General features: G+C 52.5%; 12 protein-coding genes. All 12 read right to left on the minus strand.

Annotated features, from left to right (window positions below; genetic code table 11):
- Positions 1-14 precede the first annotated feature (14 nt).
- Entirely contained in the window at positions 15-2,180 is a 2,166-nt protein-coding gene (locus RB297_RS22525) for a glycoside hydrolase family 3 N-terminal domain-containing protein (protein ID WP_375121493.1), read from the minus strand.
- A gap of 198 nt (positions 2,181-2,378) precedes the next feature.
- Positions 2,379-3,140: an alpha/beta hydrolase gene (locus tag RB297_RS22530; protein WP_375121494.1), complete on the minus strand. Its 762-nt coding sequence runs from the start codon at positions 3,138-3,140 to the stop codon at positions 2,379-2,381.
- Positions 3,141-3,164: 24 nt separating this feature from the next.
- The gene (locus tag RB297_RS22535) at positions 3,165-4,166 is read right to left on the minus strand and encodes a LacI family DNA-binding transcriptional regulator (RefSeq protein ID WP_090909864.1); all 1,002 of its coding nucleotides are present in this window, start codon (positions 4,164-4,166) and stop codon (positions 3,165-3,167) included.
- A 39-nt stretch (positions 4,167-4,205) separates the two neighbouring features.
- On the minus strand, positions 4,206-5,024 hold the full coding sequence (locus RB297_RS22540) for a carbohydrate ABC transporter permease (RefSeq protein ID WP_009594477.1): 819 nt from the start codon (positions 5,022-5,024) through the stop codon (positions 4,206-4,208).
- 45 nt (positions 5,025-5,069) lie between these two features.
- The gene (locus RB297_RS22545; protein WP_009594508.1) at positions 5,070-5,975 is read right to left on the minus strand and encodes a carbohydrate ABC transporter permease; all 906 of its coding nucleotides are present in this window, start codon (positions 5,973-5,975) and stop codon (positions 5,070-5,072) included.
- 102 nt (positions 5,976-6,077) lie between these two features.
- The gene (locus RB297_RS22550) at positions 6,078-7,328 is read right to left on the minus strand and encodes a sugar ABC transporter substrate-binding protein (RefSeq protein WP_145039353.1); all 1,251 of its coding nucleotides are present in this window, start codon (positions 7,326-7,328) and stop codon (positions 6,078-6,080) included.
- A gap of 446 nt (positions 7,329-7,774) precedes the next feature.
- The gene (locus RB297_RS22555; protein WP_375121495.1) at positions 7,775-9,028 is read right to left on the minus strand and encodes an MFS transporter; all 1,254 of its coding nucleotides are present in this window, start codon (positions 9,026-9,028) and stop codon (positions 7,775-7,777) included.
- Between the two features lie 388 nt (positions 9,029-9,416).
- Positions 9,417-11,234 carry a cache domain-containing sensor histidine kinase gene (locus RB297_RS22560; RefSeq protein WP_375121615.1) on the minus strand — a complete coding sequence of 606 codons (1,818 nt, stop codon included), beginning with the start codon at positions 11,232-11,234 and terminating at the stop codon, positions 9,417-9,419.
- Between the two features lie 11 nt (positions 11,235-11,245).
- Positions 11,246-12,823, minus strand: coding sequence for a response regulator (locus tag RB297_RS22565; protein ID WP_096775832.1), 1,578 nt, complete (start codon positions 12,821-12,823; stop codon positions 11,246-11,248).
- Between the two features lie 112 nt (positions 12,824-12,935).
- The gene (locus RB297_RS22570; RefSeq protein WP_096775831.1) at positions 12,936-14,633 is read right to left on the minus strand and encodes an extracellular solute-binding protein; all 1,698 of its coding nucleotides are present in this window, start codon (positions 14,631-14,633) and stop codon (positions 12,936-12,938) included.
- A gap of 98 nt (positions 14,634-14,731) precedes the next feature.
- Positions 14,732-15,631, minus strand: coding sequence for a carbohydrate ABC transporter permease (locus tag RB297_RS22575; RefSeq protein ID WP_096775830.1), 900 nt, complete (start codon positions 15,629-15,631; stop codon positions 14,732-14,734).
- A 10-nt stretch (positions 15,632-15,641) separates the two neighbouring features.
- On the minus strand, positions 15,642-16,619 hold the full coding sequence (locus RB297_RS22580; RefSeq protein WP_375121497.1) for an ABC transporter permease: 978 nt from the start codon (positions 16,617-16,619) through the stop codon (positions 15,642-15,644).
- Positions 16,620-16,818 lie beyond the last annotated feature (199 nt).

Raw genomic sequence — 16,818 nt, forward strand, 5'->3', positions numbered from 1 at the left:
GATGTTGGTCCGCGTTATTTCAGAAGCCGAAAACGTCTGATCTCCGTGTCCCGGCTATTCCTTCCGACCATGAGGTCGAACTCGCCGGCATCGCTCGTGAAGGACAGGTCCGAATGGTGATAACGCAGCTGTTCTTCGGTCAGGGTAAAGGCGATTTCCTGCCGTTCTCCCGGCTGCAGCAGCACCTTGCGGAAGGCCTTCAGTTCCCGGACCGGTCTGACGACCTCGCCGGAACAGTCGCGGACGTACAGCTGGACGACTTCTTCCCCGGCCATATCGCCGGCATTCGTGACAGATACTTTGATCTCAAGCGGCTGTTCCGAAGACATCTCTTCCGCTGAAAGCTCCATGTTTCCGTATTCGAATTCGGTATAGCTTAGGCCGAATCCAAAGGGCAGCAGCGGCTCATTCGGAATGTCCAAATACTGCGATACATAGCGCACCTGCGCATCCGGCGCACCCTTCGGCCGCCCGGTATTATAATGGTTGTAATAGACCGGCACCTGTCCGACGGAATAAGGGAACGACATGCTGAGACGGCCGGAAGGATTGATCTCGCCCGTCAGCAGCGAAGCGATGGCCGCCCCGCCTTCGCTTCCCGGGAACCAGGCTTCCAGCACGGCATCGGACTCATCCAGCACGCCGTGCAAATCCAGCGGGCGGCCGTTGAACAAGACGGCTGCCATCGGCTTCCCCAGCGTTTTCAAATGGCGGATCAATTCGAGCTGCGGCTGCGGCAGCGTGATAAACCCGCGGCTGCCGGCTTCGCCGCTCATCTCGGAATCCTCGCCCAGCGCCAGCACGATCACGTCGGCTTGCTTCGCGGTCTCCATCGCCTCTTCCAGCTGATGACCGGTCATAGCGCTCACGCTGCAGCCCTCGGCCACCGTCAGCGCGCCGGAAGGCAGCTTGGACCGCAGTCCCTGCTCCAGCGTGACGGCATCTTCTTTAGAGCCTGTCCAGGACCAGGGGCCGAGTATGTCGCCGCTGGCAGCGAACGGGCCGATCAAGGCTACGCGCTGCCCGCCTCTCAGCGGCAGCAGGGAGTCGTTCTTCAGGAGCACGCAGGATTTCGCGGCGGCTTCACGGGCCGCCTGACGGTGCTCCTCGCAAAACACGATCTCCCGTTCGGCTTGCGGGTCGGCTCCCCGCACAGGACGCTCGAACAGTCCAAGCCGCTTTTTCAATGACAGAATACGCAGCACCGCTTCATCGATCAGGCTCTCATCCACCCGTCCATCGCGTACCATTTGCGGCAAATGATGCACGTAGCTGGAGGTCATCATCTCGATGTCCACGCCAGCCTCGATAGCTCTTAACGCTGCTTCTGCCTCATCCTCGGCAACTCCGTGAGGGATCAGCTCTTTGACCGCTCCCCAGTCGGAAATCAACACACCGTCAAATCCCCATTCGCGACGCAGCAAATCGCGCATCAACCGCTTATTGCCTGTGGCCGGTATGCCATCTACGGTATTAAAGGCGGTCATGACCATCAAGGCTCCCTCATCCAGCGCGGCCTTGTACGCAGGCAAGTAATACTCCCGAAGCTGGCGCTCGGACATGTCCACCGTGTTGTAATCACGGCCGCCTTCACCGGCTCCATAGGCGGCAAAGTGCTTCACGCACGCAGCCAGCCGGTTTACATCGCCGCTCAAATCGTCGCCTTGAAAACCTCTTACAAACGCTCTTGCAAATTCACTGTTCAGATAGGGATCTTCCCCGGTCGACTCCATCACGCGTCCCCAGCGCGGATCGCGCACAAGGTCCACCATCGGCGCAAATGTCACGTGGAGGCCGGATACCGCTGCTTCGCGCGCGGCGATTTCTGCGCTCCGCTCCGCAAGGACAGGGTCCCACGAGCTTCCCATGGCCAGCGGCACCGGGAAGATCGTTTTGAAGCCGTGTACGATATCGGCCATCATGAGCAGCGGAATTTTTAATCGATTTTTGCGCATATGCGCTTCTTGGACGGCTATCACTTCCTCCGCCCCCGCCAAGCCCAGCACCGAGCCTGCATTGCTTACGATCTCATCGGTGATGCCCAGCGACTCCATCGGTCCTGTAATTTGCCCCGATTCTTGAGCTCCTTCGAAAAAAGGGACGGCCAGTTGTATAAGCTGCGCAATTTTTTCCTCCAGCGTCATCTGCTCGACCAGAGAAGTCAGTTGTTGATCTGCCATTTCCCATCCTCCTATGTCTTAACCTTCACGATCTAGTCAATTCGAAACGTTTTGATTTTTGCTCAAACCATGAAATATATTCATAAAACCTTATACTTAGCAGGATTTTCTACCTATACATCCATTGTTTAAAAAGCGAGAAAATCAGCCCGTGTCTGTGACATAATCGAAACGTTTCAATAAAAACGGACGAAAAAATCAGGGCAGTGGCAGCCAATCCAGCACACGCTGAATTTTACGGTCCCAATATCCCCATTCATGTCCGCCCGGTTCTTCCTCGTATGTCATCGGAATCCCCAGACTGTCCGCATATCGTCTAAACGTTTGGTTATCATGATATAAAAAGTCTTCCGTTCCGCAGCACTGATACAGCATCGGTTTGTTACCCCCGTATGCCGCGAATTCCGAAGCTAAATACAGCAAGTCGTCCCGGCTTCCCCGCAGTCGGTCGACGCTTCCGAACAGGGTACGGATTTCGTGCTCCTGGAAGCCCGGTCCCGCAGCCCGGCTGGCGAGATCCAGCCCTCCCGACAGGCTTGCGCCGGCCGCATAACGCTCCGGATAACTCATGGCCAGCTTAAATGCGCCATACCCGCCCATGGAAATTCCGGCGACAAAGGTATCTTCCCTGCGTCCGGACACCGGAAAGAACGACTGAACCAGCTGCGGAAGCTCCTCGCTCAGGAAGGTAAAGTAAGACGGACCGTTGGCCATGTCCATATAATAGCTTCGTCCGACTCCCGGCATCACGATTGTGATGCCTTTATCCTCGGCGTACCGCTCGATGGACGATCTGCGCATCCATTCGGTCTGGTCCGCGCCTCGGCCGTGAAGCAAATAAAGCACCGGCAGCTTCGAAGAAGAACCGTATGGCATCAGCGCGGCTTGCGGTATAAAAACCTCGATGCCGGTAGACAGCTGTAGTGTTTCGGAATAAAAATCACACGTGATCCATGCCAAGTTCCTCATCTCCGATCCGGTACATTAACTTTCTACTTTGCTCTTTCCTGCAGATGCACGCTCCATCATTTCCGTTGTCAGCATGTACGACTGCTTTACGGATTCGCCTCCCAATATCTGAAACAGCAGATGGGCTGCAAGCGATCCCGCTTCGCTCTTGGGCTGCCTGATGGTCGTCAGCGGCGGATTCACGTATTCGGCTAATTGGATATCGTCGAATCCGATGACGGACACATCATCCGGCACCGAAATTCCGCTTTCCTCGAATGCCTTCAGCCCTCCGATGGCCATCTCGTCGTTGCCGTAAAATACGGCCGTTGGGAGCGCCCCTTGCATAATCATCATCTTGGTGGCGTTGTAACCGCCCTCGCGCACGAAGTTGCCGCTGAGGCGCCACTTCGACTGTTCTTCCAGCCCCGCCTCCGCGAGCGCCCTTAAATACCCTTGATAACGCAAATGATTATCGTACGAATCCGAGGATCCGCTAATATAGGCTACGTGCCGATGTCCGTTCTCCAGCAGGTAACGAGTAGCCGTGTATCCTCCCTGCTCCCCGTCGACCAGCACATTGACCAGGAATTCGCTGCATAATGGACGATCCATCACGACGATCGGAAATTGAGGTCCGGAGGTCTCGATCAGAACTTCATCGCGAATATTGGGCGCGAGAATGATGGCGCCGTCGGCCCTCTTCTCCCGCAAAAATTTAACCGCCGTCGAATCCCTGCCGCCCATCGAGCTGCAGGCTATCAGATCATACCCGTTGGTCAAAGCAACTTCCTGTACGCTTCGGATCAACTCGGAATAATAAGGCCCGGATAAATCCGTCAGAATTAGAGCGATTGTCTTGGTGCGGCTCCGCTTCAAATCCATGGCAAATCCGTTCTTCCGATAATTCAGCTGTCTTGCTGCCTCGAGCACCTTTGATCTTGTCTTGGAACTCACTCTGCTGTCGCCGCTTAACGCGTATGAAGCCGTCGACAAGGCGACTCCAGCGAGCTTTGCCACATCCTTTATCGTTGCCATTTCCTTTCGCCCCTTCTAATCTTAAAAACTCTATCTATCTTATTTCATGCCAGAGATCGTATATCCTTCAATAATATGTTTTTGGAAGAAAGAAAATACGATGATGATCGGAACAACCATAAATGCAGCACCTGCCATTTGCAGACCGAAATCGGATCCATGCTGTCCTTTCAGAAGCTGCAAACCTACCGAAAGCGTATAAAGTTTCTGGTCGTTAGCCATGATGAGTGGCCACAGGAAGCTGTTCCAAGCGCCGATGAAGGCCAAAATCCCCTGCACCGCAAATACCGGCTTCGTGATCGGAACGATCAAACGGAAGAAAATCCGCAGTTCTCCCGCGCCATCCAGCCTTGATGCCTCGATCAGATCCGTCGGGATCGTCGACATGAACTGACGGAACAGGAAAATACCGAAAGCGCCGACCAAGCCGGGGAGCACGATACCCGCCATCGTATTGGTCAAGCCCATGGCGTTAATCAGCAGATACACCGGAATCATCGTCACCTGTCCCGGAATCATCATCGTGGCGAGCACGAGATAGAACAATTTTTTGTTGCCCGGAAACTCAAACTTGGCGAATGCATATCCTGCAAGCGCGTTGAGGAACAGACCCACAAATGACCAGAACACAATAATAAGCGTATTTTTGAGGTAGACCATAAAGTCCAGCTTCGTAAATAAATCCACATAATTTTTCATGGTAAATTCTTTGGGCAATAACGTCGGCGGAACCGCCGTAAATTCATTCTCCGGCTTGAACGAGGACGTGATCATCCAGATAAACGGGATCATCATCAGCAGTCCCCCTGCAATGAGCAGCACCGTCATGACCGTCTTTTCTATTCTTTTCGCTGCCATACCCTAAAGCCTCCTTCAGTTACGATACGGAACATCGCTTGCATCTTAATACTCGACATCTTTTTTCTTGACTGCGAATTGCGCGATCGTCACAACAATGATAATGAAGAAGAGCACAAACGATCCTGCGGCCGCATAACCGAAATTACTGAGCTGGAAGCCATTGTTGTATATGAAGAGGGCCATCGACATCGTGGAATTCAGCGGTCCGCCCTTGGTCATCACCAGCGGCTCTTCGAAGAACTGAATCCAGCCGATCAGCGTCGTAATCGTGACAAAGAAGGTCGCAAAGCTCAGCAGCGGAACGGTGATGTACAACAGCTTCTTCCACTTGCTCGCTCCATCGATCTCCGCAGCTTCATAATAGGAACGCGGAATGCCCTGGAGGGCAGCAAGGAATATAATCATGTTAAGACCGATCGATTTCCATACAGCCAGAAGGATCAGCGATAACTTGGCAAGCGTGGGATCATTCAGCCACTGCTGCGCGGGAATACCAAACCAGGATAACATATGGTTAAAGAGGCCATAATGGCTGTTATAGAGGTAACCCCAAACAACCGCGACCGCCACAATATTCGTAATGGAAGGCATGTAATAAACAACGCGGAATGTCTTGAACAGCCATCCCGTGCCATAGTTAAGCAGCAATGCAGCGCCCATGGCAAGCATAACGACAAGCGGAACTCCGATAATAACATAGAACATGGTGTTAAACATGGATTTCAGGAAAACCGGATCTTTAAATACATTCATGAAGTTATCGAAGCCGACGGCTTCAATATTGGAGTAATTGGCGAGACCCGCCAGGTCGATGTTCGTGAAGCTGATGACAAGCGCAATGATGATCGGAATGATTGAGAACGTCAGAAGCAGCACCAGCGCGGGCGCAATAAACATATAAGGGTACTTATAGCGGTTAAAGCGCTTGATAAAGTTCTGCAATGTCATTCACCTCCTGCAAATATGGGTTTCGATGATACGCTATGGAAGCAGTCAGGCTTGTTTCATCATCGTCTGAAGAAACAAGCCGGGCTGCGTTTCACGCTTTTGTTATTTGGATAGAATTTCGGTAGCCTTCGCGTTCAACTGATCCATTTCGGTCTTGATGTCCGCACCGCCCACCGTGATTCTTTCAAAGGCACCGATGGCTTCTTGGGAAACCGCATCCCACTCTTTGATGAACGGAACAGGTCTGGCGTTCTCAAGCTGTTTTCCGAATGTAGCGAAGATCGGATCTTCAAAGCGTTTGTCTTCCCATGCGCTCTTAATCGCAGGCAAGTTTTTGGATACATCGTAGTTGGTCAGCTGCGATTCTTGTTCGCTCATGAAGGAGATGAATTTAACGGCTTCATCTGCATTTTTGGTGCTGCTGAATACGGACATGTTAGCTCCGCCAAGGAACGATGCGTTGTTTTCTTTTGCAGGAAGGGTTGTGGTTGCCCATTTACCCTCAATCTCAGGCGCTTTATCCTTCACGCCTTGAATCATCCAAGGACCGCTGATGAACATCGGGAACTGTCCGTCCTTAAATGCGGCAAACAGATCCAAATCGCTCGCAAGCGGCGTCATGCCTGTGTCGTAGAAGCTCTTTAGGTATTCCATGGCTCCCATGAATTCCGGCTCGTTGAAATGAGGCTTGCGGTTCTCGTCGATCATAGCGCTTCCATTCTGCCAAGCAAACATGGACAGGTAGTTCATATCTTTGGCATCGATGGTGATCGCGTAATTGCCATTGCCTCTGGCTGCCAGTTTCTGGCCGGCATCCTTCATCTCATCCCAAGTCTTAGGACCTTCAGGATAGCCTACTTCAGCAAGAATATCGGTACGGTAGAACAATACGCGTGTTTCCACGTACCACGGAATGCCGACAACCTTGTCGTCGTAACTCATCGTTTGAACGGCACCGTCGAAATAATTCTCCGGCTTCAAATTCGGATATTGCTCAAGGTACGGCGTCAAGTCAAGCAAAGCGCCGGCTTGCGCGAATTCAGGGATCCAGGTTGTACCCATCTGCACGACGTCCGGGCCGCTCTTCGAAGCAACCGCCGTCAACAGCTTGTCATGCGCGCTTCCCCAAGGTATGGATTGAACGCTTACCTTTACGCCGGGATTCTTCTCTTCGTATTGCTTAATCAAGGTTTCGTCCGTTTCGTCACCCATCAACCAGACTTTCAGTTCCTTCTTGCCACCGCCGCCTTCGCTGCCTCCGTCTGCTTTCTCAGACCCGCCCGAGCATCCGGCTAATACGACCGAGAACACCAGCAAAGCTGCCAACGTCCACAATATTGATTTTTTTCTCATTCTACATTCACCCCGTTTTTAATGTTTACCAGCATGCGAAACGTAATGCAAAACTTAATTTGAAAGCACTTACTTCGAAACGTTTCGATTTTATTCGAAAAAATAAAGACGCCGGATAAAGGTTATTTCTATAATCCTAATGTCTCTTCATTCCCCCTATGGAGCACCTTTCCATGGTTATCCTAAGGATAATCATGCTCTTGTGTAAACAAAATAAGAAGATTGCTTGCTTGATAAATTCAAAAAACGCATTTCGTTTTGAAACGTTTCGACACGTTCATTATAGCTCCCCCTGAGAGCGATTTCAATATCCTTTTTATTTTTTTTGTAAGGCGTTTCTTTGACAAGGGCTGTAAGCTATGAATCGCAGGCAAAAAAGCAGCAGGCTTCGAAGCATGCCTGCTGCTTAATATGGTTCTCCCGTGATCCGTCACTTTATTGGTGCGCTAAGCGTTAAGATGTCGTTCCTTCTTGTCATGACGGTCATGGCCCAGCCCCCTGTCCCTGCTAAGCCGGGCATGCACCGCAAACGACAGGAATGACAATACGGCAACTCCCGCGGCCAACCACGCCACTGGGGTCAGTCCGCCGCCGTCATACATCGTTCCCATGGCATAAGGCCCGATTACCCGGCCAGCGGCTCCCATGCCGCCGGTCACGCCGATATAGAACGGAGCGGCTTGTCCCGCACGTTCCGAAATAAAAGCCGGGATCGCTGGCGAAATCAGCATTTCGCCCAATGTGGCCAGCACCATCGCAAGGATCATGCCCGGATAGCTGTGCATCGCCACGATGACAACATAAGCCGCCAGATAGAACAAGGCGCTCGCGGTCATCTGACTGCTCTCTGTGCGGGCCGCCCATCGCTTGATGGCATTGGTCAGCGGCTGCGCGGCGAAAATCAAGATCCCGTTCAGCGTCCACAAATAACCGTAAGCCGTCTTGGACATCCCCTCCGAGATGATAAACGGAGACACGCCCGTGTTCCAGATGGAATTGCCGAACCATAGGAACAGCGAGCCTAGTCCCATAAAGAGATAGATGCGGGTGTTCCCAAGCAGTGCCCAAGCGCCGGGCCCCGCCGGAAGCGGACTCTTGGGCTGCGGATGATGCGACCCGTCGGACGCGCTCGTTCCGCCCAGCTTCGTCAGGTAAGACAGGAAGAAAATCGCAAAGCCGAAGGACGTGACGCCGTTTAAGACAAAGCTTAAATGATACGATATCTCCGCCAGGAACCCGCTCATGGCCGTTCCCAAGGCTACGCCGATATTATTGGCAACATAGATGACGTTAAACAATTCGCCCCGCCGATCGGCAAACCGGAAGCCGATAAAGGCCTGGATGGCCGGCATCGATACGGCGTTGCAGAATCCGATGAAGCCCATCATCGCGATGAACAAGCCCCATAATCCGTTAATGAACGGAAGGGTGAACAATCCGAGGGCGTTCAGCAGGAGCGAGCCCACGATCAGCTTCTTCACCCCGACCCGGTGATATAACGCGCCGCCAAGGAGCTGACCCGCGATGCCCCCCATGGACTGAATCAAGATGACAAAGCCCGCATCCTGCATGCTGCGTCCCAGCTCGTCGAATACGTACATCGTTGTCAGCGGCCACATCAAGGAGCCGCCTGCGGAGGCAACGAGACTTGCAACAAGAAAACCTTTTACTTCCTTAGGGTACTGCTCCAACCATTTCATGTTTATTATCTCCCAGCAGCCTCGCAGCAGTATATTTACGCATAAAACCTAAAGTAGCCCCACAAAATGGAGCCTACGCTCCGATGCTTATTCCAATTACTTTGCGGGGACCCCAAAAAACTTTATAAATTCTAATATATTAAAAAAAAGCCCATGCGGGCTTTTATAAATTCTTCTTAAAGGAAAGAGGCAAAGGCCTTCTATTTTGATACTCCTATAACCTGTATGAATGCACAATGCTTGTCATTTCTTATCGCCCAAATCCTAGTATCGCTTGAGAGATCCATTTTTAGCAAGCACACTCATTGACGCTTTACCTTAACAGCGAACAGGCGCTAAAAAGCAGATACCCGCTTCACGAGGAACCGCTCTGGTCCGGGGCTCCCGTCTATCCCCCTCTCTTATCCGGGTTAGCATTTCTCGCTCTTGCAGGTATGCGTATTTGAACCGAGGTCCCGATTCCGACTTTGCTGAAGATGGACACGCCGTACTCGCTCCCGTAATGCAGCTTCACCCGCTGGTCAATGTTGCGTATGCCGCAGCCGGTATGGCTGTTATCCCGGGGATCGAATATCTCCTGTATTCGCTCCTGCTTCATGCCTAGACCATCATCTATGATCCGGTACAGAATATCGTCGCCTTCCTTGTGAACCGAAATCCGAATATGAATGCGATCTCCACTCCAAGCATGCTTCAGCACATTCTCAATAAAGGGCTGGAGGATCAGCTTAATGGTCTCGTAAGGCCATATATTCGTATCGATATCAAAAGTGACTTCCATGCGCTGGCCATATTTTACCTTCTGGATGTCCAGATACGCATTGGCCTGCTCCATTTCCACCGCAACCGGAATCAACGTCTTCCCCGAATTTAAGGTGAGGCGATAGAATTGGGCCAGCTCCACCACCATCTTCTGCAGCTTCTCGTTCTCCCCGAACTTGGCCAGCTGGTTGATCGATGACAACGTGTTGTACAGAAAATGTGGGTTGATCTGAGTCTGCAGCATCTCAAGCTCCGCCTCTTTCTTCTGGATCTGGGTCAGATAAACCTTGTTGATCAGCGCTTCAAAATCTTCTCCCATCTCATTCAAGGCATTGGCGATTTGGGAAAACTCTCCCTTCCCCTTATCCGGCATGCGCTTATGCAGATCTCCTTCCCGGAAGGAGTTCAGCACCGATACAATCTTATTGATCCGCTTAGAGAAATAACGCGAAATAATAAAGCCGGCCCCGATTAATAAAGCTACGCACAGCAAGCAGATCGTAATGAAATACGTCCGAACCCGCACGGCTTCCTGCTCAATGATCGTCAGCGGCACACGCGCAATGATTTTCCAGTCCAGCTGCGGAAGACGCTCCTCGATGGTGAGGTATTCCGAATCCGGATTACCGCCAGGGGAGGCGTTTCGGTTCGTCCCGACGATGCTCGCCGTTCCGCCTTTATGCAGCAGCTTGCCCGAAGTAAAGACAACCTCCCCCGCATCATCCATCACAATCAGCTCGCTGCCCGCACCCAGCTTCTTGAAGTTCACGCTGTCGAACAACTCGCTCTTGCGAACGCTGAAGCGCATAATGCCCACTTCGGCGATCGCCAGCGGATTGTTCATATCGACGATTCGGCGAATCAGCGATATTCTGCCATCACGCTCATCCTCTTCCACCTGCTTCCAAAGCATCGTTTCGTTATACTGCTCAGCAGGAATGCCCCGATACCATGCCGCATCCACAATGCGGCTCATATGGTAGATATCCGCCGTCTGCTCGTTGAAGTCGCGGGTGCTGTCGTCACGCCATACTGTGTACCTTTCATTCACGGACTCATTATGAAAATAAACGGACATCCTCAAGTTCAGACCGATCGCCTTCGAGGCGCTTTCCAGCTTGGGAATGATCACCTGATTCATCCGGTTGTAGCCCTCGACGCCTTCTTCAAACGAACGCAGACTCAGCACCAGAGTGCGGTTATCGTACAGCGTCGCCGAGGTCTGGACGATATCGTTCATTTTGTAGGTCACATTGTCCTTAATCTGCAGCAGCGTCCCTTGAATGTTCAAACGGGTCTGCTTGCGCATGGAAGCATCGTACATCGAATGGGAGACGTAAAAGTTCACGGCTACCAGGATGAGGATGAACAAGATATAGGACAGCATGAGTTTTAAACCGATCGGCACGTATCGCGCTCTTGCCTTCTCCCGGACCGATTGCATCATGGGACCTCCTAATCCTCCCGCTTCCGGAATTCGAGAGGGGTCATACCGTAGCGCTCCTTGAACTGCCTGCTGAAATAGGGGAGATACCGATACCCTACCTGATCGGCCACTTCGTATATTTTCAGGCCTGGCTGCTTCAGCAGCTCTTGGGCTTTCTCCATACGCAGCTGCACCAACAGCTCGTTGAAAGTGCTCCCCGATTTGTCCTTGATCAGAAAGCCGATATGGCTCGGGGAAAAAGAAAAATGCTGGGCGATATCCTTAATGGTGATATTCTCGCTCATTCGTTCGCGGATGGCATGAATCACGTTACGGATGAATTTGCTGTCCTTCGAGTTGTTTTTTTCATACAGCCGTTCGGAAATTTCGAATATCCGCTGCACAAACCAGGAACGGATATCGTTGATGGTATCGAATTGCATCAGGATATCCAAGTGGTGGATCTCCATGCCGAGCAGCTCGAACAGATCCTCGTTCCGGCTGCTGAGATACTGATCCAGGCGCCAAATGATGTAGTTGGACATATTGTGAACCGAGAAGCGGGAACGCAGATTCGTAATGGAGCCGAACAGCCCCTCTACTTCGTCGCAGATGCGGACAAGCTCATAGCCTTCCATCGCGGCAAGCAGCTTGTTCATGTGCGCATCCAGCATTCTGGAATCCAGCATGCCCGGCTCGGCGCGCACATCCTCGTATTTGATCAGGCTGCCCTTGCCGAGGAACATCTTCCCTTCCACGGCTTCGATCGCCTGCCGATACGATGGCTGAAGCTCCTCCATCGCATATGCCAGCCCGCTGATGCCTGTTGTAATGGAGGCCGGGGTCAGCTGCTGGATGGCGCCATATACCTTATGTACGGTCGGCTCGACGGCCTCGTCCTCCAGCAGCAGCGCCACCCGCTGGGAGGACAGCTTGCAGTAAGGGACGATGCCTTGCCTCGCGATCACATCGTGAATCTGCTGGAGAAATATGCGCGAGACTTCCCGCTGCGAGGTAAAGCTCCCTCCCTGCCTCCACAGTAAATTATCCAATTCCATCACCACAACGCGAATGGGCCAGTTCATGCGGTCCAGCCCGCAGGAAACCGTCAGCTTGGATAACGATTCGCTGTCCTCCGTCTCTTCCTCCCGGAGCAGACGGATGAGCAGATCGCTCTTCACGATCGGAATCATTCGCTGGTAAGCCATCTCCACCTCGCGCTGCTTGGTCTCATCGTCCAAATCCCGCTTTACCTTGAGCAGGGAGGTGACCAATTCGCTGTCGTTCATCGGCTTTAGGACATAGCTGTAGGCTTTCAAGGACATAGCCTGCTGAACGTAGCTGAATTCCTGATACCCGCTCACAAATATAATGCGTATGCTGGGCCTGCGCTCGAGTGCAATGCGCGCCAGCTCCAGTCCCGACATATAGGGCATGTTCACGTCGCTGACCAATATATCGATGGGCTCTTCCTCCATGATTTCGCAGGCAGCCAGCGCATTGTTTACGCTCCCCCTCACTTCCATGCCCAGATCAGACCAGGGAATAAAGCGTTTCATGCCCTCCAGATCAAGCTCTTCGTCATCCACTAACAGGACCTTATACATAGCCATCCCTCCATCCGTTTGCCGATGATCACAAAAGCAGAGAGATCCCAAAGGATCTCCTGGAAATCCCTTGGGATAGATATACTCGGTTTTCTTTGTAAACACCGATAGGTTATTCCTGATTCATCTTCTTCAGGTTCTCCTGCCACCTTGCCGTCCGCCATTCCAGCAGCTTGCCGTAACCGAGCGCCATGAGATCCTCATTGCCCTGATCGAGAATTCTATCCACATCCTCATCGCTCTTCGCCATGACCGAATTGGCATAAATCTCGAGGAACAACTCATCCACCGAGGTCTGGATGATGCCTTCCTCGGACTCCGGCGGCGGATTCAGGTTCACGAACTCCGTCACGTTATATTGGGTCGGCCAAGTGATCGTCTGCTGATACTTCGTTCTCCAGTCCTGCTCTTCAAACGGCAGCTCGGCCATGTATTTGTATTTCGCCGGGTCGATGTAACTGGTATTGCCGACAAACATGATCGGTTCGTTCTTCGTCTGGATATCGGCGACCTCTGCCGGGTCGTAGTCCGCCGTAAAGTTCGGTTTCCCTTCTTCATCGAAGCCCTCCCAGTTGTCGCCCTCGGGGCCGAAGAACTGAAGGTTCATACCCTCTGGACCGGTATACCAATCCAGGAAGGCAAAGATGGCTTCCGGATCCTTGGCAGCCGTCGTAATGTAAGCGGCATTCCAGCCAAAGCTGGTATAGGTGCCCGGATAAATCTTGTTCTTATCCAGACCCGGCTTGTGGATCGGCCAGATCATGAAATATCCGCCGTCCGGATCCTCCTTGATGAGCTCAGGCTGCGCATCTCCCGCCATCGTGGTCGGACTGGAGCCGGCAAATACGGCGACCCGGCCGGTCATCACCTTCTCCAGCACCTGATCCTCCGTCTGGGTAAAGGCATCCTGGGAAATTAGCTTCTCGCGGTACAGCTTGGCGATGTACTTCTGTGCCTCGCGAAACACCGGGTCGGTGAACACCGAGGTGAGCTTGCCGTCCTTCGGCACGGCGCGCATGGAGCTGTTCAGATAGGTATACAGCGCGCCTTCGCCGAATGCCGTGTAGAGCACGCCCAATCCCTGCATATCTTTTGCACGATGAGGTTCAAACGGAATCACGCTGTTGCCGTACTTTTCCTTCACTTTGACCAGGTAGTTATAGAGATCGTCCGTCGTTTCCAGCGGGGGAGCGCCCAATTCGTCGTATATTTTCTTGTTGACAACATATCCCGCATTGCCCGCCGGCCTTGACGTGTACCAGTTCGGGAACATATACAGCTTGCCGTCGTCATGGCGGAGCATGTTTAAATTGTCGCCCATCCACGTCTTCAAGTTCGGGTACTTATCAAGATAGTCGTCAAAAGCGACCAGCTTTCCCGCCTCGCGGAGCCTCTCCAGATCCGGGTGATTGCGATCCGTCCAGATCATGTCGGGGAGCTGATCGGAGGCCATCAGGGCGCTCAGCTTCTGCGTATGGGCACCGGCCGCCGCGATCATGCTGATCTTAACGCCCTTGTTCTCGCTGAGCCATTTGCCCGCCGGCGTACTCTCCCATGCAGGGAAATTCGTGTTTTCATAGTGGGCATAGGCCGTGAATTCAAGCGGCTTCTCCCCCAGCACCCATGTTCCGTCAGGATTTCCCGGCTGCTCTGCCTTCGGTGTTCCCCCGTTATCGGTTTGGGCCGTCTTCGGCGTCGTCTCAGGTGATGTGCCGCTTGTGCCGGACTTGCCGCTGCAGCCCGTGAGCGCAGCGGTCAGCAGCAGCATGGCCGATAACGTCAGCAGCATGGGTCTTGACTTTTTTTTCATAAACCTAACCCCTCTCCATTTAACTTCTACTGCACTTTAAGCCGTCAACCTGTTCCTTATATGTCCAAAGCGGAACTTCCGCCCTAAACCAAAACCGATTATTCCTTAAGGGAACCGACCAGCACCCCTTTGACAAAATACTTCTGCAGGAAAGGATACACCATGATAATGGGCATCGTAACCACGATCATGATCGCCATCTGCAACGATTTGGACGTGATCTGTTTCGTCTTCTCCATCAGGGCGATGGAGCTGGTATCCAGCAGCGCGGTCTGCTCGCTCACGATATTGGCATTCAGCGTCTCCCGCAGGATCGTCTGGATGGGCATCAGGTTGCCGTTCGTGATATAGATGCTCGGCAGGAACCAGTCGTTCCAATGCGCCACCGCCGTCAGCAAAGCCAGCGTAGCGATGACCGGACCCGAAAGCGGGAGAATGATCCGAAAGAAGATGCCCCAGGTGCTGCAGCCGTCAATATGAGCGGACTCCTCTAGCCCGTTCGGAAGCCCCTTGAAGAACGTCCGGAAGATGATCATGTTCCATACGCTGATCAGCGAAGGAATGATAAAGACCAGGAAGGAATCCATCAAACCGAGCGAGCGGATCAGCAGATAGGTTGGGATCAGGCCTCCGCCGAAATACATCGTGAAGACAAAGAACACCATGTAAAATCCCCTGCCGATCAAGTAAGTACGCGTCATGCCGTAGGCTAGAAGGGCTGTCATGAAGATGGAGGCCACCGTACCGATGACTGCCCGGCTGATCGATACGGCGAATCCGTTCAGCAGCCGGCTGTCGCCCAAAATAATTTCGTAATTTTGCAGGGTAAACTCCCGGGGCCAGAAAGTAATGCCGCCCTTGGCGGTATCGACGCCCACATTGAACGATACAACGATGGCATTCCAGAACGGGTAGAATGCCGAGAAAGCAAGCAAGGATAACAGACTATAAATGATGACCAGCATCAATCGGTCGCTAAAGCTGAGTCTTCTTAACATACAGAGCCCCCTACCATAAACTATTGCCGGACCTTCGGGCGATGTAATTGGCGATGGTGAGCAGCCCGATGCTGATAATGGCTTTGAACAATCCGATGGCCACGCCGTAGGAATAACGGTGACTGCCGATCCCTACCCGGTATACGTAAGTGTCGATAACGTCCGATACCGGCCGCAGAACGGGATTGGTCGCCAGCAGCAATATATCTTCGAAGCCGGCATTGAGCAGGTTGCCGATGGCCAGAATCATAAAGATGACCACGACCGGCATGATGGAAGGCAGGGTAATAAGATAAATTTGCTTGAACTTACTCGCCCCATCCATATCCGCAGCTTCATACAGATGCGGATCTACACTTGCGATGGCGGCCAAATACACGATGGAGCCGAATCCGATCTCCTTCCAAACGTTGGCCGAGATGAGAATCGACAGGAAATACTCCTTGAGGGACAGGAAGTTGATAGGCTCCTGGATCGTGCCGATTTTTTGAAGGAGCATGTTGACGCTTCCGTTCTCCGTTGCCAGCAGGGCCGTCGTAAGACCCGCTACGATAACCCAGCTCATAAAATGCGGGAGGTAGGTAATCGTCTGAACGACCCGCTTGAAGAACATGTGACGGACTTCGTTCAGCATTAGGGCGAGAATGATCGGAGCCGGAAAGCCTATAAAAAATTTCAATAAGCTGATCACGATCGTGTTGCGGATCAAGCGTTCGAATTCCGGCGCGGCAAAAAAAGCCTCAAAGTGCTTCAATCCGACCCAGGGATTCTCCCAAATTCGCGAGCCCGTAAACAGGTTGTAATCCATAAAACCCGTCAGCACCCCATACATGGGCAGATAAGAAAAGATCAGGACGAGGATGATGCCCGGAATGACCATCAGCTGGACATCCCATTGCTTCATCAAGCGCCACAGCAAGCTCCGGCTGTAAACCCGACCCTTCGGAGACAACCCTTCAGGCTGCGGTTTCGATGCGGTTGGGGACATATTCTTCCTCCCGTCTATCTAAATTCATTCGTGCTTTTAGCATTTGCCCCGTTCATGTGAATTGGTGGGCCGATTACCGCTATGCAGCGGGCTTAAGGACATTCTACCTTTGACAATTGTGTGAAACTATATAACAAACCCGCGATTTTTGATACTTCGGACGGATTCTTGCTCTTGACAGTTCCGCAAAAAGTATAAG

The sequence above is a fragment of the Paenibacillus sp. CR_12 genome (genome assembly GCF_041953985.1).
Taxonomy (GTDB): domain Bacteria; phylum Bacillota; class Bacilli; order Paenibacillales; family Paenibacillaceae; genus Paenibacillus_AQ; species Paenibacillus_AQ lautus_A.